The organism is Mycobacterium senriense (assembly GCF_019668465.1).
GTDB lineage: Bacteria > Actinomycetota > Actinomycetes > Mycobacteriales > Mycobacteriaceae > Mycobacterium > Mycobacterium senriense.
In genome coordinates, this window is record NZ_AP024828.1 from 327,274 (window position 1) to 352,677 (window position 25,404).

A 25,404-nucleotide genomic window follows, 5' to 3' on the forward strand; every position below is an offset into this window, starting at 1 on the left:
ATCGCGCTGGCCATCATGGATGATAGGTACGTGGCTGACATCAAACGGGGCCGTGCTGCGCGCAATGCGAAGCTGGCCAGCATCCCGGTCGGATTCGCCGGCCGGGCGGCGCTCGGATTCGGTAAACGGCTAACCGGAAAGTCCAGGGACGAGGTCCAGGCCGAGCTTCTAGAAAAGGCCGCCCACCAATTGTTCACCGTCTTGGGCGAGCTCAAGGGCGGCGCAATGAAGGTGGGCCAGGCCCTTTCGGTGCTCGAGGCCGCGATTCCCGAGGAGTTCGGCGAGCCGTACCGCGAAGCGCTGACCAAGCTGCAAAAGGACGCCCCACCGCTGCCCGCCGCCAAGGTACATCGGGTGCTCGACGCCCAACTGGGCACCAAGTGGCGCGAACGGTTCAGTTCGTTCGACGACACCCCGGTGGCCTCGGCCAGCATCGGCCAGGTGCACAAGGGAGTGTGGTCCGACGGCCGCGAGGTGGCGGTCAAGATCCAGTACCCGGGTGCCGACGAGGCGCTGCGGGCCGACCTCAAGACCATGCAGCGCCTGGTCGGCGTGTTCAAGCAGCTCGCGCCCGGCGCCGACGTGGAGGGCGTGGTCGACGAGCTGATCGAGCGCACCGAGATGGAGCTGGACTATCGGCTGGAGGCCGAGAACCAGCGCGCCTTCGCCAAGGCCTACGAGAACGACCCGCACTTCGCGGTGCCGCGCATCGTGGCCAGCGCGCCGAAAGTCGTGATCCAGGAGTGGATGCAGGGCACCCCGATGGCCGAGATCATCCGGCACGGCACCACCGAACAGCGCGACCTGATGGGAACCAGGCTGCTCGAGCTCACCTTCGATGCGCCCCGCCGGCTGGGCATGCTGCACGGTGACGCCCACCCGGGCAACTTCATGCTGCTGCCCGACGGCCGCATGGGTGTGATCGACTTCGGCGCCGTCGCCGCGCTACCCGGCGGCTTGCCGATCGAGCTCGGGATGAGTATCCGGCTGGCCCGCGACAAGAACTACGACCTGCTGTTGCCGACGATGGAGAAGGCCGGCTTCATCCAGAAGGGCCAGCAGGTGTCGGTGCGCGACATCGACGACATGCTGCGCCAGTACGTCGAACCGGTCGAGGTCGAGGTCTTCCACTACACCCGCAAATGGCTGCAGAAGATGTCCGCCATCGAGATCGATCGGTCGGTGTCGCAGATCCGCACGGCCCGGCAGATGGACCTGCCACCCAAACTGGTCATCCCGATGCGGGTGATCCTGTCGGTGTCCGCGATCCTGTGCCAGCTGGACGCCCACGTGCCGATCAAGGCGCTGTCCGAAGAATTGGTCCCGGGCTTCGCCGAACCGGATGAGGCCATCGTCTCGTCTTAGGCGGCGGCCCCGTCTTGCCGCTGCCCCTTGCGGGGACGGCCGCGGGGCCGTTTGAAGCTCAGCACCGAACCGCGGTCGATGATCTCACCGCCCCAGACACCCCATGGTTCGGCGCGTTCCAACGCGGCCGCCAGGCACTGACGCCGGACCGGGCAGCCCGTGCAGAGCGTCTTGGCCCGCTCAAGATCGGCCGGGGTGTCGGCGAACCACAGGTCGGGATCGCCGACGTGACACGGCAGGCCGTGTCTGGGAACTGTCGATGCCGACATGTCCTACCACCTACTTCCTGGTCTGGTTGCTGTCCTTGACAGTGATCCGGACCAGGTCGAGTGGGTGCCGACCTTACAACTATGGCCACGGATCCTTGCGACTTCGGGTCCATGGCCATTTGGGAGAAAACCGGGCTGGTGCTTACCTTGCCTTCGGTGGGCCCCCGACATCTACGGACGCGTCGGTCGCGGCGGCGGCGCGATGCTTACGCGCGGCCGCCGAGGCGGCGTGTGCCGCATGGGCGGTACCCGCGGCCACGACAGGGAGGGTCGCGCGGACCACGCCTACACCGAACGCGTCGCTGAGCATCGTGGCCACCCTCCTTCTCCGTAGTGCCGAGTTGCGGTTTCGAGGGTAAACGGTCACCGCAGGTGACCACAACCGATTTTCTGACCAGCGGGTTTACCGGTCAGCGCCCGCGGACCAGTTCCAACACGTCGGGGCCGTACTGCTCCAGCTTGCGGGCGCCGATGCCCGGAATCGCGATCAGCGCGTCCTCGTCGCCGGGCCGCAGCTCGGCGATGGCGATCAGCGTGTTGTCGGTGAAGACCACGTAGGCGGGCACCTTCTGCTCCTTGGCGATGTCCAGCCGCCAGGCCTTGAGCCGCACCAGCAAGTCCTCGTCGATGTCGCCGGCGCAGGTCTCGCAGCGCCGAAGCATGATGGCCGCCGGGGTGGTCAGGTTGTTGTTGCAGATCCGGCAGCGGGTCGCGGTGCCCCGGTTGCGCCGGGACTTGTTCGGCGCCGCGTCGGCCCGCGCCTGGGGCGCGATGCCGTTGAGGAAGCGCGACGGCTTGCGGCCCTGGCGTCCACCCGGGCGGCGGGCCAGCGCCCAACTGAGCTCCAAATGTATTCGGGCCCTAGTGATTCCGACGTAGAGCAGCCGCCGCTCCTCCTCGACGGCTTCGCTCTCGGCGCCGTGCGCCAACGCGTGCGAGATGGGCAGCGTGCCGTCGGCCAGGCCGACCAGAAATACCGCGTCCCACTCGAGTCCCTTGGCGGCGTGCAGCGACGCCAGCGCGACACCCTGCACCACCGGTGGGTGCCGCGAGTCGGCCCGCGTCCGCAGCTCGGCCACCAGCCCAGGGAGTTCCAGCTGCGGACGCTGCGCCACCTCGTCGTCGACCAGCTCGGCCAGCGCGGTCAGCGCCTCCCAGCGCTCCCGGGCGCGGGTGCCGACGGGTTCCTCGGCCGTCAGCCCCAGCGGTTCCAGGATCGCCCGGACCACATCGGGTAACGGCCCTTCGGCACCGCGCTCGGCGGCCCGGTGCAGCGCCAGCAGGGCCTGCTTGATCTCCTGGCGGTTGAAGAAACCCTCGCCGCCGCGCACCTGATAGGCGATCCCGGCGTCCGTCAACGCCTCCTCGTAGATCTCCGACTGCGCGTTGACCCGGTAGAGCACCGCGATCTCCGACGGCGGGGTCCCGGATTCGATGAGCCGCTTGATCGACGCCGCGACCGCGGCGGCCTCGGCCGGTTCGTCCGGGTGCTCGTGAAAGGACGGCGCCGGACCGGGCGCCCGCTGACCCACCAGGTGCAACTTGCTGCCGGCGACCCGGCCGCGGGCCGCGGCGATCACCTGGTTGGCCAACGACACAACCTGCGGGGTGGAGCGGTAGTCGCGCTCCAGGCGCACCACGGTGGCATCGGGGAACCGGCGGGAGAAGTCGAGCAGGAACCGCGGCGAGGCCCCGGTGAACGAATAGATGGTCTGGTTGGCGTCGCCCACCACCGTCAGGTCGTCCCGATCGCCGAGCCACGCCGCGAGCACCCGCTGCTGCAGCGGCGTGACGTCCTGGTATTCATCGACGACAAAGCAGCGGTAGCGGTCCCGGAACTCCTCGGCCACCGCGGGATCGTTCTCGATTGCGGCCGCGGTGTGCAGCAGCAGGTCGTCGAAGTCGAGCAGGGTGAGGTTGTCGCCGCGGGCCTTGAGCGCCTCGTAGGCCGTGTAGACGGTGGCGACCCGTGCGGCGTCCAAGGGGATGTCGCGCGCGGCGGCTGCCACCGCGGCCGGGTATTCCTCGGGCCCGATCAGCGACGCTTTGGCCCACTCGATCTCGCCGGCCAGGTCGCGCACGTCGTCGGTGCTGGCGTTGATCCGGGCGCGGCTGGCCGCCCGGGCGACGACGGCGAACTTGCTGTCCAGCAGCTGCCACCCGGTGTCGCCGACCACCCGCGGCCAGAAATACCGCAGCTGCCGGTGGGCGGCCGCGTGGAACGTGAGAGCCGAGACCGCGCCGACGGTCGTATCCGTGCCCGCGGCGGCATCGATCATCCGCAACCTCGAGCGCATCTCCCCCGCCGCCCGCTGGGTGAACGTGACGGCCAGCACCTGACCGGCCGCGACGTGACCGCCGGCGATCAGCTGGGCGATCCGGTGCGTGATGGTGCGGGTCTTTCCCGTTCCGGCGCCGGCGAGTACACAGACCGGGCCGCGGGGAGCCAGCACGGCCTCGCGCTGCTCGTCGTCCAGCCCGGCTGTCAAAGGATCGGCGACCGTCGGCATGGCGTCCATCTTGGCAGCGGTCGCCGACAAACCCGGGGCATCGCCACGCCTTAATCGGCGAGCTTGGCGTGTCGCCCCGGCGAGTCGGCGGATCCCATCCCGCTCGCCGCTACGAGGCCGGGCGGTACCCTCAGCGCGGAACGCATCGTCGCCGGGCTACGTTAACGAACTATGACCTCTGCCCCGCTCACGGTCTACACCACGTCCTGGTGTGGCTACTGCCATCGGCTCATGACCGTGCTCAAGTCCAACGGCATCGCCTACGAGGCGGTCGACATCGAGCACGACGCGGCGGCCGCTGATTTCGTCAGCTCGGTCAACGGCGGCAACAGGACGGTTCCGACGGTGAAATTCGCCGACGGGTCGACGCTGACCAATCCGAGCGCCGCCGAGGTGAAGGCGAAGCTGGCCGAGGCCGGCAACTAAGCGCCGGTCAGTCGATCGCGGCCCAGGATTCGATGATCACGCGGGCGATCGAGATCGACCCCGGCAGAAGCAGATTCGACTCCGACGAGCTGGACCAGTCCCCGGCCGCCAGCGCAGTGCGCACCTCGTCGCGGGTGAACCACGCCGCCTCGGCGATCTCGCCGTCGTTGAACGAGAATTCTTCGGCCGGGTCGGCGACGGCGTGGAAGCCGACCATCAGCGAGCGCGGGAACGGCCACGGCTGACTGCCCAGGTAGCGCACGTCGCGGACGGTCAGCCCGATCTCCTCGCGGATCTCCCGGGCGACGCACACCTCGAAAGACTCACCGGCCTCGACGAATCCGGCCAGCAGTGAGAACATCCGCTCCGGCCACACCGCCTGGCGGGCCAGCACCGCGCGGTCACCGCCGTCGTGGACGAGGCAGATCACCGCCGGGTCGATACGCGGGAACTCCTCGTGACCGGTCACCGGGTTGATGCGCGACCAGCCCGCCCGGGCCGGCCTTGTCGGCGAACCGTCCACCGAGCTGAAGCGTGCCTTCTCATGCCAATTCAGCAGCGCGACGGCCGCGGACACCAGCTGGCTGCTGGTGTCGTCGAAGATGGGGCCGAGACTGCGCAGGTTCACCACCTCGGCATGCGCGGCCGGGTCGTCCGGAGCCTGCAGCGCGCCGCGGATGCCCCAGACGTGGCGGCCGTCCTCGAGGCGCCCCAGAAACACCGCCTCCGACGGCGGCTTGTCGCCCACTTCGGCGGCGGGGCCGAGCACCACCCGGCCGTCGGCGACCAGCACCTGGTTGCGCGAATCCACCCGCAGCAGTGCCGCGTCCGCCCAGCCGGCGGTGGCGGCCTCGACGTCGGTGCGCAGCTGATCGGCGCGGTCGGCGCCCACCCGCGACAGCAGCGGGACGCTGCGCAGCTGAAAGTCCGCGATCGCCATCAGTGGTCGGCGTTTCGGATGTAGAGCAGCCGGTCGCTGGCCTCGATGGCATCCACTTCCGGGTCGCCGATGCGCAGCAGATGGCCGTCGCGCACCACACCCAGCACGATGTCGCGCAGGTGCCGCGGCGATCCGCCGACCTCGGTCTGCTCCACCTCACGCTCGGCGATGGCTAGCCCGACGTCGGGTGTCAGCAGATCCTCGATCATCTCCACGACGCTGGGCGTGGTGGTGGCCAGCCCGAGGAGCCGGCCCGCGGTGGCCGAGGACACCACCACCGAGTCCGCGCCCGACTGCTGCAGCAGGTGCTGGTTCTCGGTCTCCCGGATCGAGGCGACGATCTTGGCGTGGGGCGCGAGTTCGCGCGCGGTCAGCGTCACCAGCACCGAAGTGTCGTCGCGGCTGGTGGCGACGATGATGGAGGCCGCATGCTGGGCGCCGGCCAGCCGCAGCACATCAGCCTTGGTGGCGTCACCGTGCAGGGTGACCAGGCCGGCGCTTTCGGCGTGCTCGAGCGTGCTGCGATCGGTGTCGACGACGACGACGTCCGTCCGCACGGTCTCGTCACCGAGGATGGCCGCGACCGCGGTCTTCCCCTTGGTGCCGTAGCCGATCACGATGGTGTGGTTGCGCACTCTGCTCCTCCAACGCTGAATCTTCCACCCTTGGCGAGACCGCTCGGAGAGCACTTCGAGCGTGGTGCCGACCAACACGGCCAGGAAGGCGATCCGCAGCGCGGTGAAGATCAGGGTGTGCACCAGACGCGCGGTTTCGGTGTACGGCGTGATGTCGCCGTAGCCGGTGGTCGACAGGGACACCGCGGAGAAGTACACGCAGTCCAAAAAGGTCAGCGGTTGGTTGCGCACGTCGCGGTAGCCGTTGCGATCCAGGTAGACGATGACGGCCGCGGCAAACAGCACCACCAGCGCGACGGCCAGGCGCCGGATTATGACGCGGATGGGGCTCGCGTGCTCCTCGGGGATGCGCACCACGCCGATCAGCTGGTGGCCGCGCTGAGCCGTCAGGGTTTCGTCCAGACCGCGCAGCTTTCGGGACCTACCGTTGCCCACGGCGGCCCGTCATCGGCTTACCTTCTGCGCACGCGACACGCACCGTCTTATGTAACCACGGCCACAGCTTCCCCAATACTCGGGCGGCGCAGGTCACGCCCGGGCGCGATGGTCGCCGGACGGATCCGTCAGGAGCCCGGCGACCTCGGCGGCGCTCGGCAGTTCCTCGGGGATCACGGTGGTGCGGGCGCGCACGTAATGGAAGGCGGTGCGCACCGAGGATTCCGGGATGCCCGCCAACGCGGCCCAGGCCGCGCGGTACACGGCGAGCTGGACCGCGGCCTGCCGCATCGCTTCCGCCCCGTGCGGTGGTTCGCCGGTTTTCCAGTCCACCACGGTGGTACCGCCGTCGGGATCGACGAAGACCGCGTCGATGCGTCCGCGCACCAGCGTGTCGCAGATCGGCATCTCGAACGGCACCTCGATGGCCACCGGAGTTCTTGCGGCCCAAGGCGACTCGGTGAATGCCTCTTGCAACGCGGCCAGTTCCGCGGTGTCGCCGACGTCGGAGTCCGCCGCGCCCGGCAGGTCGCCGAGCTCGAACAGACACTCGGCGCCGTAGAATTTCTGGACCCACGCGTGAAAAGCATTGCCCAGCAACGCATGCGGCTCCGGCCGCGACGGCAATCGGTGCCTGAGCCGCTGCGCGGTGCCCGCCGGGTCGCGCGCCAGACCGACCAACGAGCTGACCGACAACTGGCCCGGCAGGACGGCGGCCGGCGGCCGCACCAGCCGGGCGCGCTCGGCCAACAGTGCGTCGACGTCGGCGGCCCAGCCGTCCACATCGACGTACGCCTCGGTCGCATCGGGCCGCAACGCCCGCGCTACCAGCGCGGCGCCGTGCTCGACATCGTCGCGCCGCGTCGCCAGCGGGTCGGGCGGCCACACCGCTTCGACGACGTTGTCGCGCAGCGGGTTTCGCTCGCCGTCGGCGGGGTCCGGGGCCCAATGCTCCACCGTTCCGCAGGGGTCGCCGGCCGCGGCCGAATCGTCGATGACCGCCTTGATCTCGCACAGGAAGTCCGAGGGGCCGCGCGGCTTGATGCCGGTGGCCGCCCAGTGGTGCCCGGACACCAGCAACGTGTCCTCGGCCCGGGTGATGGCGACATACAGCAACCGGCGCTCCTCGTCGATGCGGCGCTGCTCGAGCTGGCGGCGATGCTCGGAGATCTTGTCCGACAGCTGCTTTCGATTGGTGACGTCCGAGGTGTCCATCACCGGGATGCCCAGCGCGCCCGCGGCGGCGCGGTCGCCGCGCAACAGCGGCGGCAGCTCGGCGGCGTCGGTGAGCCAGGTGCTCTTCGACGCCGTCGACGGGAAGGTGCCGCCGGACAGGTGGGCCACCGCGACGACCTGCCATTCCAGCCCCTTCGCGGAGTGCACGGTGAGCACCTGCACGCGATCGCGGGCGACCGCCAATGGTGCGGGCGCCAAACCGTTCTCGACCGACTCGGCGACGTCCAGAAATGCCAGCAGCCCGGTCACCGAGGTGGCCGCCGACCCGTCCGGCGGCGCGGTCGCGGCGCCGGTGCGTTCGGCGTACCCGGCCACCACGTCGGCGAACGCATCCAGGTGCTCGGCGCCGGCCCAGCCGGCCCCGACCCCCGCCGCGGCCCGGACTTCGCAGTCGATGCCCAGCACCCGGCGCACCTCGGCGACCAAGTCGCCGAGCGGATGTCCGAGGTGCGCGCGCAACGCGCTCAGTTCGCCGGCCAGTGCGGTGATGCGCTGGTATCCCGCAGCCGAATACGCCCCGGCCGCACCGGGATCGGCGATCGCGTCGGCCAGGCACACGGTGTCCGCGTCAGGGCCGGCCGCGCTCGCAATCGACTCGGGCGAGGACGCTTCGGCGGGCTGCATCACCCCGCCGAGCGCCCGCGCCCGCTGCCAGAGCGCCGCGAGGTCGCGGGCGCCCAGGCGCCAGCGTGAACCGGTGAGCACCCGCATCGCCGCCGCGCCGGCCGTCGGATCGGCGACCAGCCGCAGCATGGCCACCACCTCGGCGACCTCGGGGATGGCCAGCAGCCCGGCCAGCCCTACGACCTCGACGGGGATGCCGCGGGCGCGCAGCGCGTCGGCGACGGGGGCCGCATCGGCGTTGCGGCGCACCAGAACCGCGGCCGTCGGCGGGCCGATGCCCTCGTCGCGGGCCTGCCGGTACCGCGCGTCGAGGTGATCGGCGATCCACTCGCGCTCGGCCGTCACATCGGGCAGCAATGCGCAGCGCACGGTGCCGGGCGGGGCGTCCGGGCGCGGGCGCAGCGCGTGCACGGCCACCGATCGCCGCCGCGCCTCCGCCGACACCGCGTTGGCCACCCGCAGCGTGCGGGGCGGATTGCGCCAGCTGGTCCGCAACTCCAGGACCGGCGCTGCGGTGCCATCGGAGCGGGGGAAGTCGGTGGTGAACCGCGGCAGGTTGGTCGCCGAGGCGCCGCGCCAGCCGTAGATCGACTGAATGGGGTCGCCGACAGCGGTGAGCGCCAGCCCGTCGTCGACCCCGCCGCCGAATAGTGCTGCGAGCGCGATGCGTTGGGCGTGGCCGGTGTCCTGGTACTCGTCGAGCAGCACCACCCGATAGCGGGCGCGCAGGTCCTCGCCGACTTGCGGGAATGTCGCCGCCAGCCTGGCCGCCGAGGCCATCTGCATCCCGAAGTCCATCACCTTCGCGGCGCGCATGCGATCATTGAGCGCGTCCAGCAGTGGCACCAGTTCGGCGCGTTCGGACTGGGTGGCCGCCAGCCGTAGCAGCCATTGGCTGGGGCCGCGGTCCCGTTGGTAGGGGCCCGCGGGCAGGCAGTGGATCAGCCGCTCCAGCTCCAGATGGGTGTCGCGCAGCTGGCCGGTGTCCACCAGGTGTTCGGCCAGCTGTCCCCATAGCCGCAGCACCATCGAGGTGATGGCCGCCGGGGTCTTGTCGGTCCGCAGTTCGCCTGGATAGCCGTTCACCACGTCGAAAGCCAGCTGCCACAACTCGGTTTCGCTGAGCAGCCGGGTGTCGGGCTCGACGGGCAGCAGCAGCCCGTAGTCGCGCAGCAGCGAGCCCGCGAAGGCGTGGTAGGTGCTGACCGTCGGAGCACCCTCGGTGTCGACGACCGCGCCCGGCGCACCCAGGCCGACGCCGGCCAGCCGGGCCAGTCGTGACCGCACCCGGCGCAGCAGCTGGCCGGCGGCCTTGCGGGTGAACGTCAAACCCAGCACCTGACCGGGTTCGGCGTAGCCGTTGGCGACCAGCCACACCACCCGCGCCGCCATGGTCTCGGTCTTGCCGGCGCCGGCGCCGGCGATCACCACCAGCGGGCCGGGCGGCGCGGCGATGACGGCGGCCTGCTCGTCGGTCGGCGGGTAAAGCCCTAGCGCGCCGGCCAATTCGGCGGGGCTGTAGCGCGCCCGCGGGGTCATCGCTGTGCCCCGTCGGCGTGGGCGGGGCAGTTCCGCCGGATCGGGCAATGGGTGCAGCCGTCGTTGCGCCTGGCGATGAACTGCGGGCCGGACGTCGCGCCGGCCGCGCGCCCGATGATCTCGCGCCATTCGTCGCCGGCGGGGGCGGTCAGCGGATCCTGTTCGCGTTCGGCCACTCCGGACGCCCCGGTCTTGCCGACGTAGACCAGCCGCGCACCACCGGGCTCGGCGTTGTCGGTCCCGTTGCCCACCAATCCTTCTGCCACCGCAAGCTGATACATGGCGAGCTGGGCGTGTTGTTGCGCATCGTCCTTGCTGACCGGCGTCTTGCCGGTTTTGATGTCGACGATCACCAGGCGCCCGGCGGCGTCGCGCTCCAGCCGGTCGACCCGGCCACGCAGCCGCACCTCGCCGCCGTCACCGGTGGCCACCGTCCCCTCGATCTCGACCTCGACGCCGACCTCTGTCAGTGCGCCTCGGGTCTGCGCGCGCCACTCGATGAACGCCTCCAGCATGGCGCGGTGCCGCGCCAGCTCGTTGTCCGAATACCATTGCGCCGCAATGGGAAGGTGCTTCCAGGCGCGGTCCAGCTCGGCCAGCAATTCCGATTCGCTCCGGTGCGGTTCGGCGATCAGGGCGTGCACCATTGAACCGATCGCCGAACGCACGTCGCGCGGCCCAGACCCGCCGTGCCGTTCGGCGAGCCAGCGCAGCGGGCAGTCGTTGAGGGTCTGCAGGGTCGACGGCGTCAGGGTGACCACGTCGCCGCCGCGCAGCGGTTCGCTGGTGCTGACCGGGGTCAGGCCGTGCCACCCGGCCGGGTCGGCGCCGGGCACGCCGGCTTTGGCCAACCGGGCCAATTGCGTTGCCGCGCAATCGCGGGCGAGCTCGTCCACCGCGCCTTCGGGCGCGCACACCACGCCACGCAGCCGGCCCACCAGTGCGGCTGCGGACAACACCCGCGGCGCCAAGACCGGTTGCGCCCCGGCGCTATCGGCGTCGTCGTCGGCGTAGTGCGCGATTTCGGCGAAGAACACCGAAGGCAGCGCGGCCTCCATACCGGACCCCCCGGTGTCGCTGTCGACGGCCGTCACCAGCAACCGGCGCCGGGCCCGGCCCATCGCCGCCACCAGCAGCCTGCGCTCCTCGGCCAGCAGCGGCGCGCGCACCGAGGCGTCCGCCCCGATCCCGTCCAGCACGTCCAGCAGCCGCTGGGTGGCCAGCACGCCGCCGCGCGGAACGGTGTTGGGCCACAAGCCATCCTGCAAGCCGGCGATGACCACGAAATCCCATTCGTGCCCCAGTGCGGCGTGCGCGCTGAGCACCCGGACCTGCTCGGTCGCGCCGACGGGCTCGGGGGTGGCGCCCGGCAGCGCCAGCGCGGCGACGTGCTCGACCAGACCGCGCAGCGACGCACCCGAGGTGCGCGACACGAAGTCGTCGGTGACGTCGAACAACGCGGTCACCGACTCGAGGTCCCGGGTGGCCTGGGCCGCGGCGGGACCGCCGCGCTCACTAACCGACAGCCAGCGGCGCTGCAACCCGGACCGGTGCCAGGCGGCCCACAGGGTGTAGCGCGGGTCGTCACTGGCGCGGTGCGAGCGCGCGGCCGCATCCAGCACCGCGCGGACCTTGCGCAGCGGGGCGAACTGCGGACCCGGCGGCGTCGCGTCACCGGACAGCGCCTCGACCAACAGGTCGGCGAAATCTGCCGGTGCGCGATCGGGGTTGGCGCGCTGCAGTGTTCGGCGCAACTGGCGCAGCGAAACCGGATCCACACGGCCGATGGGGCCGGTCAACAGCGCCAGCGCCTGCTGCCCGTCGAGCCCGTCGGCGGTGGCCAGCAGCACGGTGAGCAGGGCGCGCGCGGCCGGCTCCTCGGACAACGGCCCGTGGCCGGCCGGCGCGGCCACCGGCACCCCCGCGGCGGCCAATGCGCGGGGCAACCGCGCACCGGCCCGCGGCACCGACCGGACGATGACCGCCATCTGCGACCAGGGCACGCCGTCGACCAGGTGTGCGCGCCGCAGCGCGTCGGCGATGGTCGCCGTCTCGGCGTGCACCGAGGCGGCCAGCCGCACCGTGACCGACCCCTCCCCTGCCCCGGCGCCGTCGATCTGCCGGCCGCTGCTCCCGCCCGGTAACCGGGCGGCGATACCGCTGACCGCGCGCGCCACGGCGGGGGCGCACCGGTGCGACGTCGTCAGCGTCACCGAGGGCGCGTCGCCGCCGAGCAACCCGGCGGCTTCGCCACCCCGGAAGCCGAAGACCGCCTGGTTGGGATCCCCGGCGATCAGCGCCAACTCGGCGCCCGCCGCGAGCACCCGAACCAGGCGGGCGGCCTGCGGGTCGAGCTGTTGGGCGTCGTCGACCAGTAGGACGCGGATCCGGCCGCGTTCGGCGGACAACAATTCGGGATCGACGGCGAACGCTTCCAGTGCGGCGCCGACCAATTCGGCGGCGCCCAACGCGGGCGTGGTGGCCTCCGGCGCGGCCGTGCCCACCGCGGCGCGCAGCAGCATCACCTGCTCGTACTGGCGTGCGAATTGGCCGGCCGCGGTCCATTCCGGCCGCCGGCAACGACGGCCCAGCCGCTCCAGCTCCTGGGGATCCACGCCGCGTTCGGCGCAGCGGGCCAACAGGTTTCGCAGCTCGGTGGCGAAGCCGGCGGTGCTCAGCGCGGGTCGCAGCTGGGCCGGCCAGGCCGTCGTGGCGCGCGGTCCGTCTTCGAGGTCTCCGGCCAGCAACTCCCGGATGATGGCGTCCTGTTCGGCGCTGGTGACCAGCCGCGGGGGCGCCTCGCCGGCGCGCTCGGCGGCGCGCCGCAAGACCGCGTACGCGTACCCGTGCACGGTCCGCACCAGTGGCTCGCTCACGGCGGCCGGGCCTGCGCCGGCGGATCGCGACCGCAACAACGCCGTCGTCAGCGCGCTGCGCTCGGCCATCCCCATCCGGCCGGAACCGGTAAGCAGCAGAACCGATTCCGGGTTGACCCCGGCGTCGATCTGGGCGACCGCGGCGTTGATCAGCAGGCTGCTCTTGCCGGTGCCGGGCCCACCGAGAATACGCAGCTGACCGCGCGCACCCGCGTCTAAGACGGCGTGCGCTTCGGCATCCCACGTGTAAGCCATGACGGCATGACATCACGAGGGTCCGACAGATTCGCCGGCGCGCGACGAAAGCGGGCCCGCAGCAGCTGGTGGTCGGACCCGCCCACGAGGGCGGACAGGATCGAGAGAAAGACGAGCGATCGGTCCCTTTTGAGAACTTTCCAGCCCCGCTGTGAAAGCCCCCACCCGCGCCTGCCCCGGCCGGCAAGGCCGCCAACTCTTACCCTGGAGACCGAAGCGAGGAGCAGACCGGAAGGAGGGGTGCAAGACCATGCAGGACGACGAACGCGGCTTTCCCGTCGACGAGGCGCCCGAAGGCGACGCGGTGGAACAATCGCGGCCCATCGATGCCGACGACGAGACCGGCCTGGACATCGACTACGTGGCCGCCCGGGACCGGGAAGCCAACGAGGCCGACGTGATCGAGCAGGCCTACATCGTGCCCACCGAGGACGATCGGGATGACGACTGGTGAGGACCGCCCGCACGTCGTGATCGAGGCGGCTGGCACCATCGACGGGTGACCGCGAAGTTGCATGTGCACCGCTACGGCCCATCCGGACCGGCGCAGATCCTGGCGCTGCACGGGTTGACCGGCCACGGTCAGCGTTGGCAGCATCTGTCCGGCTTTCTACCCGGAATCGGCATCGCCGCACCGGATCTGGTCGGCCACGGCCGGTCCTCGTGGGCCGCGCCGTGGACCATCGACGCCAACGTCGCGGCGCTGGCCGCGCTGCTCGACGAGCAGCCCGGCACCCCGGTGGTGATCGTGGGCCACTCGTTCGGCGGTGGGCTGGCGATGCACCTGGCCGCGGCCCGCCCCGACCTGGTGGCGGGGCTGCTGCTGCTCGACCCGGCGGTCGGGCTGGACGGCGACTGGATGCGCGAGATAGCCGAGGCGATGCTGTCCTCGCCCGACTATCCGGACGCCGAGGAGGCGCGCCAGGAGAAGGTGCACGGCTCGTGGTCCGATGTCGAGCCCGCCCTGCTGGACGCCGAGGTGGACGAGCATCTGATCGCGCTGCCGGGCGGGCGCTACGGCTGGCGGGTCAGTTTGCCGGCGATGATGGCGTACTGGAGCGAGTTGGCCCGCGACACCGTGCTGCCGCCGGCGAAGACCCCGACCGTCCTGGTGCGGGCCAAGCGCACCACCCCGCCCTATGTCACCGACGAACTCATCGACGACTTGGCGCGGCGGTTGGGATCGAATTTCCGGCTGCTGGATTTCGACTGCAACCACATGGTCCCCTACGCCAAGCCCGACGAGGTCGCCGCGTTGACGCGCGAACTGCTGGAAGCGCGCTGAGGATGGCGCAGGTGACCGACGAGCAGGTCGAGCGGGTGCGTGCGCTGGTCGCCGCGATTCCGTCCGGCCGGGTGGTCACCTACGGCGATATCGCCACTGTCGCAGGGCTTTCCAGCCCGCGCATCGTCGGCTGGATCATGCGGACCGACTCCTCCGACCTGCCCTGGCACCGAGTGATCACCGCCTCCGGGCGCCCGGCGCGGCACCTGACGACCCGGCAGCTGGAGTTATTGCGCGCCGAAGGCGTGCTGGCGACCGACGGCAGGATCGCGCTGCGCGAGGTTCGCTACGAGTTTCCGGACGGACATTAGAGCACCAGCCGGACCAGCGCCGCGGTGCGGGCCAGGCCGGGGAACGCCTCGGCCGTGGACCGCGGGTGCAGCGCATGCACCGCGAGGCGGAACATCAACGCCCGCAACAACATCTGCGGCCACTCCGGCAGGGCGTTCCAGCGCTCGATCAGGCCGTCGTCGGCCTCCCCCCAGGACAGCGCGTCGATGACGACCACGCCGGCCGCCCACGAGGCCGGCCGCCAGTACGGGGTGATGTCGGTGATTCCCGGCGCCGCGGTGCCGACGAAAAGCACTGTGCCGTAAAGGTCCCCATGCACCAGCTGGTTGGGGCTCTTGGTCGGCTTACGCAGGGTGGCGAGCTGGTGGAGCAGCTCCACCGACCGCTCGGCGTCCGCCGTCGGCGGGGCCACCCGCGCGCCCGGCGGCACCGACGCCAGCGGCCGTTCCTCCCAGGCCGCCCGATCGGCGGCGATGAAGATGTCGACGTCGCCCCACGGCGCCGTGGGCCCTTGGGTCAGGAATCGGGGCCGGTCCAGTTTGCCCGTCGCCTCGTGCAGACGCACCGCCGCGGAGACGACTTCGTCATGGCGGGGCTCCGGTGTCCCGGCGACGAAGGTGTCCGCCCGCCAGCCGGAAACGACGTAGCGCCCGTCGGTCGAACGGACCGGACGGGCCAGGCGAACGCCGTCGACGAACAGGGTCTCCCGGACTCGCGCGGACCAAGCCGCGCGGGCGTTGTCGGCCACCAGCGACAAGACGACCTCGCCGCACCGCCAGCCGCCCTCCCAGCTGGCCCCCAGATAGACAGGTTTAACGCCGGCCAAACCAAACGCCGACAGCACATGATCTGGCGGTGGCTCGACTGTCACACCGGTACTCTAAACGAGTCCAACAAGCGGCGATCGCAAGCGCGGCGAAGCCGGGCGCGGCGGGTCGCCGCAGTCCAACAGGCGTTCCCGGGTCAGTACATGGTCATGTCGGGCTGCATCTGCTGCGCCCATGCCACGATCCCGCCCTGCAAATGCACCGCGTCGGCGAACCCGGCCTTGCGCAGCACCGCCAGCGCCTGAGCCGAGCGCACCCCGGTTTTGCAGTACAGCACCGGCAGGCGGTCCTGCGGCAGCTTTGCCAGACCCTCGCCGGAATTGATCAACGACTGCGGAATCAGCTGGGCCCCGTCGATGTGCACGATGTCGAACTCCACCGGCTCACGCACGTCGATCAGGGCCAACTCCTTGCCGGAATCCAGCCAGTCGCGCAATTCCCGCGGGGTGATGGCCGACGCGTCGTCCTGGACGGGCCCGGGCACCGCGCCGCACAACTGCTCGTAGTCGACGAGCTCGGTGATCGTCGGCCTCGACGCCTCGGACGGATCGCGGCGGATCGCGATGGTGCGGTAGGTCATCTCCAGCGCGTCGTAGATCATCAGCCGGCCCAGCAGCGAGTCACCGAGCCCGGTAATCAGTTTGATCACTTCGGTGCTCATCACCGAGGCGATGGAGGAGCAGACGATGCCCAGCACGCCGCCCTCGGCGCAGGACGGGACGGAGCCGGGCGGCGGCGGCTCGGGGTAGAGGTCGCGATAGTTGAGTCCGCGCCCGTCGGGGGCGTCCTCCCAGCACACCGAGACCTGGCCCTCGAAGCGGTAGATCGACCCCCACACGTAGGGCTTCTTCGCCAGCACCGACGCGTCGTTGACCAGGTACCGGGTCGCGAAGTTGTCGGTGCCGTCGACGATCAGGTCGTAGTGGCCGAACAGCTCGACGGCGTTGGTGGAATCCAGGCGGAACTCGTGTAGCCGCACGTCGACGAGGGGGTTGATCGCGGCGATGGAGTCGCGCGCCGACTGGGCCTTGGACCGTCCGATGTCGGCCACCCCGTGGATGATCTGGCGCTGCAGATTCGACTCCTCGACCACGTCGAAATCGACGATGCCGATGGTGCCCACGCCGGCGGCCGCCAGGTAGAGCAGCGTCGGCGCGCCCAGCCCGCCCGCGCCGATCACCAGCACCCGGGCATTCTTGAGCCGCTTCTGACCGTCGGGGCCCAGGCCGGGGATGATCAGGTGCCGACTGTAGCGGGCAACCTCGTCGTCACTGAGCTGGTCTGCGGGTGCCACCACAGGCGGCAGCGGCGTTGTCACTGCGAAACATCTCCTCGGTCGGCCTGGCGGTACGCGTCGTCTACCAACCATCACAGCAGCCCATGGCGGGCGCGGCAACGACGCGGCGGTCCGCTAGGCGATCGGGTACGGCCAGGGATTGAACCGGCAGGTCTTCCCGTCGGCCTTGACGATGTCGGGATCGAACTGGGCGGCGTCGTTGTTCGACGTCGAGAAGGTCTGCTGCATCATCACCGGCGCCAGGGCGCCCTGCTGCTCGCACGGCTCGTGGTGCAGGTATCCGATGGCGTGGCCGACCTCGTGGTTGATCACGTACTGGCGGTAGGAGCCGATGTCGCCTTCGAACGGCACGGCTCCCCGTATCCAGCGCGCCTCGTTGATGAAGACCCGCGCCTCGCGGTTGGCGCCGAATACCGGGTTGTAGCAAGAGGTCTCGAGCCGGAATTCGTAGCCGCACCCCTCGCGCACGGTCACCGGGGACACCAGCGAGATCCGAAAGTCGGGTTTGCCGTTGTCGATCCGGATGAACGCGAACTGCGGGTTGTGCGTCCAGCCCTTCGGGTTGCCCAGCGTCTGCTCGACCATCTGGGCGAAGGAGTCGTCGCCGCCGAACATGGTCGGGTCGATGCCGTTCTCCACTTCGACGGTGTACCTGAACACCTTTGCGGTGCCCTGGCCGATCTGCGGTGTGGTGCCGGGCACGACGTGCCAGGTCTTGTCGCCCGCTTCGGTGAACGGGCCACCGTCGGGCAGGGTCCCCGCCGGCAGGTTGGCGTCGAACGCGGCGAGCCCGCGCGGCGGGGCGTCGATGATCGTGGTGCCCACCGCGCCGATCGCCGGCAGACTCTGGAGGGGCTGGCCGGCCGTCGGCTTCGGCGCGCCCGCGCCGGTCACCGTCTGGTACATCACCACCGCGGTGAGCACCACCAGGACGGGTAGGGCGTACGCGCGCCACCCGTAGGTGGAAACGAACCGCCCCAGCCAGGTCTGTTTGCGCCATTGGCGCGGCCGCTCACGGTCCGCCCGGACCCGTCCGGCTTCCCGCGCCAGGGGGTCGCGCAGCGCCCGCAGCGGCTCGCGCCACTCGTCGCGCAGCACCGGCACGCGACCTGTGCTGCGCGGGGGCCGCGGGGACGTCATTTCCCCAGGATTACACAGCCCGGCACCCGCGCCGTCCGTGGCGCGCCCGAATCCGCCGTCCGACACCGCTTCTGCCTGCGGCGACGACCGCGATGACGGTCGCATCGAGCGGACGGGTAGTAAGGTCTTTTCCACGGGCTGCGAGCGGCTGACCCGGTTTACCGATGGCCGGCCGCCGATAATCAGATGAGGGATCGATGAGCGAACTCGCCAAGGTGCCGGCGCGCCGCGCCGTCAGATCGGCTGACCGCGGTCGGCCGGCGGACGGATCCGCGGTTTCCAACCGGCGGGGCAACCGGTTGCCCCGTGACGAGCGGCGCGGTCAATTGCTCATCGTGGCCAGCGACGTGTTCGTCGACCGCGGCTACCACGCGGCGGGCATGGACGAGATCGCCGACCGTGCCGGGGTCAGCAAACCCGTCCTGTACCAACACTTTTCGAGCAAGCTCGAGCTGTACCTGGCGGTGCTGGCGCGGCACGTGGAGAACCTGGTCTCGGGTGTTCAGAATGCGCTGAGCACGACCACCGACAACCGGCGCCGGTTGCACTCCGCGGTGCAGGCGTTCTTCGATTTCATCGAGCACGACAGCCAGGGTTACCGGCTGATCTTCGAGAACGACTACGTCACCGAACCCGAGGTGGCCGCCCAGGTGCGCGTCGCCACCGAATCCTGCATCGACGCGGTCTTCGCGTTGATCAGTGAGGATTCCGGGCTGGACCCACACCGGGCCCGGATGATCGCGGTCGGGCTGGTCGGCATCAGCGTCGACTGCGCCAGGTACTGGCTGGACTCGGACCGCCCGATCTCCAAGGCGGACGCCGTCGACGGCACCGTCCAGTTCGCCTGGGGTGGACTGTCACACGTGCCGCTGACCCGCTCTTAATGCCCCTTGCCGGCGTGCTTGCCGGATTCGGCGCTGATCCCGAAGCCCACCCGGCGCGCGTCGGCGACGCCGATCTCGACGTACGCGATCTTGGTGGTGTGAATCAGGAAGCGGCGGCCCCGCTCGTCGCTCAGGCGCAGCAGGCCCGACCCGTCGCTCAGCGCGGCGCTGACCAGCTCTTCGATCTCTGCGGGCGTCTGGGTGCTGGAAAGGACCAGCTCGCGCGGACTATCCGTGATACCGATCTTGACCTCCACGGTCACCCCTTCCATGGGTCTTGCAGTCTTGCGCAGGTATTTGAAGTCCCGGCCCTGTCAGCAGCAGGCTAGTTGACGCGGCTGGCCCCCACCTCCCCGCGTCCCCCCACTTCGCGGTGAGCGAAACCCGGTCGCAGCGCGGTAACGATTCGCTTGCAGGTTGTCTCACACACCCGCGCGATACCCGATCCGTGCTTTCACATGGCTAACTTCGGCAACATGGGTACCACACTGCCGCACCTTGACGACAGGATCCGGGACTACCCCGACGACGACGTTGACGACGCCTGCGAAACCGATCCCCACCTGAACGCCGACTACAACTGGACGGGCTGGCCCGCCGACTCGCGCTGGCGTCCCGCCACGGCGGTGGTGGGCGCGGTGGTAGCCCTGGGCGCCATCGCCACCGCGGTCATCATCAACAGCGGCGACAGCGCGTCGACCAAGGCCACGCTGGGTGCACCCGCTCCCCACCCGTTGACCTCGGCACCCGCGACGACTAAGGCCTCCGCGCCGCCCAAGGCCTCCCCCGGCCCGTCCCAACTGCCGGCCGAGACCTTCACGACCGTCACCACGCCCAGCGCCCCGCCCGTCGCACCGCCGGCGGTGGCCGCGCCCACCGTCGCGCCGCCGCTCGCCGCGGCGCCGCCGACGGCCGCGCTGAACCCGCGCACCGTGCTCTACAGCGTGAACGGGACCAAGCAGCTGCTGGACCTGGTCAACATCGTCTACACCGACGCGCGGGGCGTGCCGCAGACCGAGTTCAACGTGTCGCTGCCGTGGTCGAAGGTCGTGGTGCTGAACCCGGGCGTGCAGACCGAATCGGTCGTCGCGACCAGCTTCTACGGTCAGCTCAGCTGCTCGATCTTCAACGCCGCCGGTCAGCGGGTCGTCGCGTCGACCGACGCCTCGAACATGGCGACCTGCGCGCGCTGAGTCCGACGGCCGTGACCCGCTGCGCCCGGCTGCGCCGCGCTTGCGATCACGGCAGCCTCAGCTCAGGCCCAGTTCGTGCATGCGCCGGTCGTGGGTCTGCTGCATCCGGTCGAAGAACGCGTTGAGCTGGCCCAGGCCCCCCGCGCTCGCCATCACCAGGTCGACCAGCTCGTCGTGGTCGGCCAGCAGGTACTGGGCCTGCGTGATCGCTTCGCCGAACAGGCGGCGTGACCACAGCGCCAGCCGGCTGCGCTGCTTGCCGCTGGACGTCACCGCGGCGCGCACCTCGGCGACGACGAACTGCGAGTGCCCGGTTTCCGACAGCGCCGCGCGCACCACGTCTGCAACCTCGTCGGGCAGACCGTCGGCGATCTCCAGGTACAGATCGGCCGCCAGGGCGTCGCCCACGTAGGTCTTCACCAAGGCCTCCAGCCACGTGCTGGGCATCGTCAGCCGGTGGTAATTCTCCAGCGCCGAGACGTACTTAGACATTGCCGGCACCACGTCGACGCCGCGGCCTTCCAGCGCGTCGCGCAGCTGCTCGTAGTGCTGCATCTCGGCGGCGGCCATGCTGGCCATCGAGATCCGTCCGCGCAGGTCGGGGGCCATCCTGGCCTCATCGGTGAGCCGGTAGAACGCGGCGATCTCGCCGTAGGCCAGGACCGCGAACAACTCGTTGACACCCGGGTGATCGGCCGACAGCCGCGGGGCGGAGGAATCGTCGATTGGGTCGGCGTCCAGATCGGCTTGGGAGGGCTGGCAGGAGGGCCGGGTCATGGCAACACTGTAGTCGGCTGACTTAGCGGAAAATGGGACCCAGCTGTCGACCAGCTATCATGTAGGTAGATGGCGGCTGTATTTGAGCCGTAATTGTTTTTTTCAAGCCGCTATCGGCGAAATGTGCGTGCACAGCTGGCCCGCCCTGACTGGGCCCTCCCAGACTGAGCCAGGGCCGGCGACTCGGCGACGTATTCGGAGTCGGAACTCGTGCGCGCGTGACCGCGACAGAGAAATACCGACACCAACCGAACGTCACCGAGAGGCTACTTACCCACGCATGACCACACCCACCAGCACAACTGAACTGACCTTTGCGCAACTCGGCGTCCGCGACGAAATCGTGCGCGCGCTCGCCGAAAAAGGGATCGAAAGCCCATTTGCCATCCAAGAACTGACCCTGCCGATGGCGCTGGCCGGCGACGATCTGATCGGCCAGGCCCGCACCGGCATGGGTAAGACCTTCGCCTTCGGCGTGCCGCTGCTGCAGCGCATCACGTCCGCCACCGCCGCTCGCCCGCTCAACGGCACGCCGCGGGCCCTGATCGTGGTCCCCACCCGCGAGCTGTGCCTGCAGGTCACCGATGACCTGACGCTGGCGGCCAAGCACCTGACCGCAGATGGTGGCCGACCGCTATCGGTGGTGCCCATCTATGGCGGGCGCCCCTACGAACCCCAGATCGAGGCGCTGCGCGCCGGCGCCGACGTCGTGGTGGGCACCCCCGGCCGACTGCTCGACCTGAGCCAACAGAACCACCTGCAACTGGGCGGGCTGTCGGTGCTGGTGCTCGACGAGGCCGACGAGATGCTCGACCTGGGCTTCCTGCCCGACATCGAGCGCATCCTGCGCCAGATCCCGACCGACCGGCAGTCCATGCTGTTCTCGGCGACCATGCCGGACCCGATCATCACGCTGGCCCGCACCTTCATGAACCAGCCCACCCACATCCGGGCCGAAGCGCCGCACTCGGCCGCCACCCACGACACCACCGTGCAGTACGTCTACCGGGCCCACGCCCTGGACAAGGTGGAGCTGGTCAGCCGCGTGCTGCAGGCCGAGGGGCGCGGCGCGACGATGATCTTCACCCGCACCAAGCGCACCGCGCAGAAGGTGGCCGACGAGCTGGCCGAGCGCGGCTTCACCGTCGGCGCCGTGCACGGCGACCTCGGCCAGGCGGCGCGCGAGAAGGCGCTCAAGGCGTTCCGGACCGGCGAGATCGACGTGCTGGTCGCCACCGACGTGGCCGCCCGCGGCATCGACATCGACGACATCACCCACGTCATCAACTACCAGATCCCCGAGGACGAGCAGGCCTACGTGCACCGCATCGGCCGCACCGGCCGCGCCGGTAAGACCGGTATCGCGGTCACCCTGGTGGACTGGGACGAGCTACCCCGCTGGTCACTGATCGACAAGGCGCTGGGGCTGGACTGCCCGGAGCCGGCCGAGACCTACTCCAATTCTCCGCACCTCCACGCCGAGCTCGGCATCCCCGCCGAGGCCGGGAGCACGGTGGGTTCGGCCCGCAAGGCGCAGGGCCAGCGCCGCAGCAGCGGACGTGACGGCCAGAAGCCCGACCAGAAGTCCGAGCGGCCCGCGCGCCGCTCCGGCACCCGCCGCCGCACCCGTGGCGGCCAGCCCGTCACCGCGCACCCGTCCAGCAACGGGGCCGCGAGCAGCAACGGCGAGGCCACCGCGGAAACGCCGGCCGCCCCGCCCCCGGGCAACGCCGGCTCCACCCGGCGCCGCCGCCGGCGTCGTAAGCCCGCCGAGGGGCAGTCCGCCGCGGCTACGCCGAACAACTAACGGCCCGCGCCGCCGCATGGTCAGACCCGAGCGCCGCACCAAGGGCGACATGCTCGCCGCCGCGGCCATCGCGGTCGTCGTCGCCGCGGTCGCCGCGCTGATCTGGTGGAGCAGCGACGCCCGGGCCACCAGCAGCCGGCCCGCGGCCGTGCCCGCACCCAACCCGGCGCCGGCCAAGCAGGTGCCGGCCGGGCTGAGGCAGCTGTGGAGTGCCGCCAGTCCGGCGACCACCGCCCCGGTGGTCGCCGGCGGCGAGGTCGTCACCGCGGCGGGCCGCCGGATCGACGGGCGCGATCCCGACACCGGCCAGTCCCGCTGGAGCTACGCCCGCGACATCGACCTGTGCGGTGTCACCTGGCTGTACCGCTACGCGGTCGGGGTCTACCGCGACGACCGCGGCTGCGGGCAGGTGAGCACCCTGGACGGTTCCACCGGTCGCCGGGGGCCGGCCCGCAGCGGCTACGCCGATCCGCGGGTGCGGCTTTCTTCCGACGGCATGACGGTGTTGTCCGTCGGCGACACCCGGCTGGAGCTGTGGCGTTCGGACATGGTCCGGATGCTGGCCTACGGCGAGACCGACGCCCGGGTGAAGCCCTCGACGCGCGGACTGCACTCCGGATGCAAGCTGATCTCGGCCGCGGCCAGCTCGCAGGCGGTGTCGGTGCTGGAGAGCTGCGCGAACCATGCCGACGTGCAGCTGGTGCTGTTGCGTCCGGGCAAGGACGACGACGAGCCGCAGCAACACATCGTCGCCGAACCGGGGATCGCGCCGGATGCGGGCGCGCGGGTGCTGACCGTCGCGGAGAACACCACGGCGGTGTACCTGCCCGCGCCGCAGCCCCGAGTGGACGTCATCGACCAAACCGGGGCGACCGTGTCGAGCACCCCGCTGCCCAAGCCGCCGTCGCGCTCGGCGGTGGTCTCCCATCCTGGCAGCCAGTTCACCTGGTGGACGGGCGATTCGCTGATGGTTTTCGACGCGAACACGCTGGCCCTGCGCTACACCATCGCGGCGGGTGACAAGACGGCGCCGTTGGGGCCCGGGGTGATGATGGCGGGCCGGCTGCTGGTGCCGGTCACCGGGGCGATCGGGGTCTACGACCCGCTCAGCGGCGCCAACGAACGCTACATTCCGGTGGACCGCTCGACGAGCGTCCCGCCGGCCGGCAAACCGGTGTTTCCCGCCGTGATCGGGTCGCGGGTGCTCGAACAGCGCGGCGACACTTTGGTCGCGCTGGGCTGAACCGGCCCGGTCAAACCTCGACGGCGAACGTCGGCAGCGGCTTGCCGCTCTTCCAGTGCTTGAGCAGCGCCGCCGCCAGATCGGCGTAGGCCACCGCGCCCTTGTTCTTGCGACCGGCCATCACCGACGAGCCCGAGGCGCTGGCCTCGGCGAATCGCACGGTACGCGGGATCGGCGGGGCCAGCACCGGCAGGTTGTAGCGGTCGGCGACGTCGAGCAGGACGTCGCGGGTGTGGGTGGTGCGCGAGTCGTACAGCGTCGGCAGGGCGCCGAGCATGCGCAACTCCGGGTTGGTGATCTGCTGGACATCGGCGACCGTGCGCAGGAACTGGCCGACGCCGCGATGCGCGAGCGTCTCGCACTGCAGCGGCACGATGACCTCGTCGGCCGCCGTGAGGCCGTTGAGGGTGAGCACACCCAGCGACGGCGGGCAGTCGATGATCACCACGTCGAACTGGTCGCCGAGCTTGGTCAGGGCGCGCTTGAGCGCGTATTCGCGCCCGGCCCGCATCAGCAGCATCGCTTCGGCGCCGGCCAGGTCAATGTTGGCCGGCAGCAGCGTCATTCCCTCCGCCGTCTCGACCAGCGCGGCGTTGGGCTCGACCTCACCGAGCAGCACCTCGTGCACGGACACCGGTAGCTTGTCGGGATCCTGGCCCAGCGAGAAGGTCAGGCAGCCCTGCGGATCGAGGTCGACCAGCAGCACCCGTTTCTTCTCGTCCACCAACGCCGCCCCCAGCGACGCGACCGTGGTCGTCTTGGCGACACCGCCCTTCTGGTTGGCCACCGCCAATACCCGTGTCTTACTCACCGGCGCCGCCACCTCATCGCTGCCTCCCCACTGCATCGTCGCGTGCGGTTTACAGTGCCATCCTGGCATGTTCGCCCGCCGTGCGCTTCGGCCCGAGCAACCACCGCGAGTCGTCCGGCAGAATCAGTCGATATGGGCTTGCACAATCACCGTCTGGTGCTGCTGCGCCACGGCGAGACCGAGTGGTCGAAATCGGGCCGGCACACCGGCCGCACCGAGGTCGAACTGACCGACGCCGGCCGAACGCAGGCCAAGCTGGCCGGCGGGGTGCTCGGCGAACTCAAACTCGTTGACCCGCTGGTGATCAGCAGCCCGCGGCAGCGTTCCCTGACCACCGCGGAGCTGGCCGGGCTGTCCGTCGACGAGGTGTCCGAGCTGCTGGCGGAGTGGGACTACGGCTCCTACGAGGGCCTGACCACGGAGCAGATCCAGGAAACGGTGCCCGATTGGCTGGTGTGGACGCACGGCTGCCCGGGCGGCGAGACCGTCGCCCAGGTCAGTGAGCGCGCCGACACAGCCGTCGCGACGGCGCTGCAGCACATGGAGTCGCGCGACGTGGTCTTCGTCAGCCACGGCCACTTCTCCCGCGCGGTGATCACGCGCTGGGTCGAGCTGCCGCTGGTCGAGGGCAGCCGGTTCGGCATGATCACCGCGTCGATCGCGGTCTGCGGGTTCGAGCACGGGGTGCGGCAGCTGCGCGCGCTCGGATTGACCGGTCAGTGAGCGGCGACGACGACGA

The 25,404-nt window shown here is 70.5% G+C and carries 22 protein-coding genes; 10 read left to right on the forward strand and 12 right to left on the reverse strand.

Annotation, left to right across the window (positions count from 1 at the left end; all coding sequences use genetic code 11):
• Positions 1-15 precede the first annotated feature (15 nt).
• Entirely contained in the window at positions 16-1,365 is a 1,350-nt protein-coding gene (locus MTY59_RS01615) for a macrolide-binding ATPase MABP-1 (protein ID WP_221044134.1), read from the forward strand.
• On the opposite strand, the gene MTY59_RS01620 is transcribed toward MTY59_RS01615, so the two are convergent.
• Positions 1,362-1,634, reverse strand: coding sequence for a WhiB family transcriptional regulator (locus MTY59_RS01620; RefSeq protein WP_221044135.1), 273 nt, complete (start codon positions 1,632-1,634; stop codon positions 1,362-1,364). The two genes, MTY59_RS01615 and MTY59_RS01620, sit on opposite strands and share 4 nt — an antisense overlap.
• A gap of 410 nt (positions 1,635-2,044) precedes the next feature.
• Positions 2,045-4,144, reverse strand: coding sequence for an ATP-dependent DNA helicase UvrD2 (locus MTY59_RS01625; protein ID WP_221044136.1), 2,100 nt, complete (start codon positions 4,142-4,144; stop codon positions 2,045-2,047).
• A 171-nt stretch (positions 4,145-4,315) separates the two neighbouring features.
• Here MTY59_RS01625 and mrx1 point away from each other — a divergent pair, with 171 nt between their 5' ends.
• Positions 4,316-4,570, forward strand: a complete 255-nt coding sequence (gene mrx1 / locus MTY59_RS01630; protein WP_221044137.1) for a mycoredoxin Mrx1 — start codon at positions 4,316-4,318, stop codon at positions 4,568-4,570.
• A gap of 7 nt (positions 4,571-4,577) precedes the next feature.
• Here the strand turns inward: mrx1 and nudC are convergent, their stop codons facing one another.
• The 4 genes from nudC to MTY59_RS01650 all read right to left on the reverse strand — a co-directional run bounded on the left by nudC (position 4,578) and on the right by MTY59_RS01650 (position 13,110).
• Complete coding sequence (gene nudC, locus MTY59_RS01635; RefSeq protein WP_221044138.1) at positions 4,578-5,510, reverse strand: NAD(+) diphosphatase; 933 nt, start codon at positions 5,508-5,510, stop codon at positions 4,578-4,580.
• Complete coding sequence (locus MTY59_RS01640) at positions 5,510-6,580, reverse strand: potassium channel family protein (RefSeq protein ID WP_221044139.1); 1,071 nt, start codon at positions 6,578-6,580, stop codon at positions 5,510-5,512. Before MTY59_RS01640 ends, nudC begins: the two co-directional genes overlap by 1 nt.
• Positions 6,581-6,673: 93 nt before the next feature.
• Complete coding sequence (locus MTY59_RS01645; protein WP_221044140.1) at positions 6,674-9,979, reverse strand: ATP-dependent helicase; 3,306 nt, start codon at positions 9,977-9,979, stop codon at positions 6,674-6,676.
• Positions 9,976-13,110 carry an ATP-dependent helicase gene (locus MTY59_RS01650; RefSeq protein ID WP_221044141.1) on the reverse strand — a complete coding sequence of 1,045 codons (3,135 nt, stop codon included), beginning with the start codon at positions 13,108-13,110 and terminating at the stop codon, positions 9,976-9,978. The genes MTY59_RS01645 and MTY59_RS01650 overlap by 4 nt, the downstream gene beginning before the upstream one ends.
• A 250-nt stretch (positions 13,111-13,360) precedes the next feature.
• Between MTY59_RS01650 and MTY59_RS01655 the strand changes: the two genes are divergently transcribed.
• From MTY59_RS01655 to MTY59_RS01665, 3 genes are read left to right on the forward strand one after another with little or no spacing between them, the layout of a single operon-like run.
• A complete protein-coding gene (locus tag MTY59_RS01655) occupies positions 13,361-13,564 on the forward strand; it encodes a hypothetical protein (RefSeq protein ID WP_221044142.1) in 204 nt (67 codons plus the stop codon).
• A gap of 45 nt (positions 13,565-13,609) precedes the next feature.
• Positions 13,610-14,395, forward strand: a complete 786-nt coding sequence (locus tag MTY59_RS01660; protein WP_221044143.1) for an alpha/beta fold hydrolase — start codon at positions 13,610-13,612, stop codon at positions 14,393-14,395.
• Positions 14,396-14,397: 2 nt separating this feature from the next.
• Positions 14,398-14,706, forward strand: coding sequence for an MGMT family protein (locus MTY59_RS01665; protein WP_221044144.1), 309 nt, complete (start codon positions 14,398-14,400; stop codon positions 14,704-14,706).
• On the opposite strand, the gene MTY59_RS01670 is transcribed toward MTY59_RS01665, so the two are convergent.
• The 3 genes from MTY59_RS01670 to MTY59_RS01680 all read right to left on the reverse strand — a co-directional run bounded on the left by MTY59_RS01670 (position 14,703) and on the right by MTY59_RS01680 (position 18,055).
• Complete coding sequence (locus MTY59_RS01670; protein WP_064877094.1) at positions 14,703-15,557, reverse strand: TIGR02569 family protein; 855 nt, start codon at positions 15,555-15,557, stop codon at positions 14,703-14,705. The genes MTY59_RS01665 and MTY59_RS01670 overlap by 4 nt on opposite strands.
• Before the next feature lie 92 nt (positions 15,558-15,649).
• On the reverse strand, positions 15,650-16,831 hold the full coding sequence (moeZ, locus tag MTY59_RS01675) for an adenylyltransferase/sulfurtransferase MoeZ (RefSeq protein ID WP_221044145.1): 1,182 nt from the start codon (positions 16,829-16,831) through the stop codon (positions 15,650-15,652).
• A gap of 93 nt (positions 16,832-16,924) precedes the next feature.
• Positions 16,925-18,055: a DUF3152 domain-containing protein gene (locus tag MTY59_RS01680; RefSeq protein WP_221044146.1), complete on the reverse strand. Its 1,131-nt coding sequence runs from the start codon at positions 18,053-18,055 to the stop codon at positions 16,925-16,927.
• Positions 18,056-18,147: 92 nt separating this feature from the next.
• On the opposite strand from MTY59_RS01680, the gene fasR reads away from it, so the two are divergent.
• Positions 18,148-18,834, forward strand: coding sequence for an HTH-type transcriptional activator FasR (gene fasR, locus MTY59_RS01685; protein ID WP_044484275.1), 687 nt, complete (start codon positions 18,148-18,150; stop codon positions 18,832-18,834).
• On the opposite strand, the gene MTY59_RS01690 is transcribed toward fasR, so the two are convergent.
• On the reverse strand, positions 18,831-19,091 hold the full coding sequence (locus MTY59_RS01690; RefSeq protein ID WP_221046202.1) for a DUF3107 domain-containing protein: 261 nt from the start codon (positions 19,089-19,091) through the stop codon (positions 18,831-18,833). The genes fasR and MTY59_RS01690 overlap by 4 nt on opposite strands.
• Positions 19,092-19,310: 219 nt before the next feature.
• Between MTY59_RS01690 and MTY59_RS01695 the strand changes: the two genes are divergently transcribed.
• Entirely contained in the window at positions 19,311-20,027 is a 717-nt protein-coding gene (locus MTY59_RS01695; protein WP_221044147.1) for an MmpS family transport accessory protein, read from the forward strand.
• 57 nt (positions 20,028-20,084) lie between these two features.
• On the opposite strand, the gene MTY59_RS01700 is transcribed toward MTY59_RS01695, so the two are convergent.
• Complete coding sequence (locus tag MTY59_RS01700; RefSeq protein WP_250160693.1) at positions 20,085-20,804, reverse strand: ferritin-like fold-containing protein; 720 nt, start codon at positions 20,802-20,804, stop codon at positions 20,085-20,087.
• 280 nt (positions 20,805-21,084) lie between these two features.
• Here MTY59_RS01700 and MTY59_RS01705 point away from each other — a divergent pair, with 280 nt between their 5' ends.
• Both MTY59_RS01705 and MTY59_RS01710 read left to right on the forward strand, forming a co-directional pair.
• Positions 21,085-22,611 carry a DEAD/DEAH box helicase gene (locus tag MTY59_RS01705; RefSeq protein ID WP_221044148.1) on the forward strand — a complete coding sequence of 509 codons (1,527 nt, stop codon included), beginning with the start codon at positions 21,085-21,087 and terminating at the stop codon, positions 22,609-22,611.
• 16 nt (positions 22,612-22,627) lie between these two features.
• Positions 22,628-23,854: an Rv3212 family protein gene (locus MTY59_RS01710; RefSeq protein WP_221044149.1), complete on the forward strand. Its 1,227-nt coding sequence runs from the start codon at positions 22,628-22,630 to the stop codon at positions 23,852-23,854.
• 10 nt (positions 23,855-23,864) lie between these two features.
• Here the strand turns inward: MTY59_RS01710 and MTY59_RS01715 are convergent, their stop codons facing one another.
• Positions 23,865-24,665 (reverse strand): ParA family protein, encoded by an 801-nt coding sequence (locus MTY59_RS01715; protein ID WP_221044150.1) that lies wholly within the window; start codon positions 24,663-24,665, stop codon positions 23,865-23,867.
• A gap of 132 nt (positions 24,666-24,797) precedes the next feature.
• On the opposite strand from MTY59_RS01715, the gene MTY59_RS01720 reads away from it, so the two are divergent.
• Positions 24,798-25,388, forward strand: a complete 591-nt coding sequence (locus tag MTY59_RS01720; protein ID WP_221044151.1) for an acid phosphatase — start codon at positions 24,798-24,800, stop codon at positions 25,386-25,388.
• Positions 25,389-25,404: the final 16 nt, after the last annotated feature.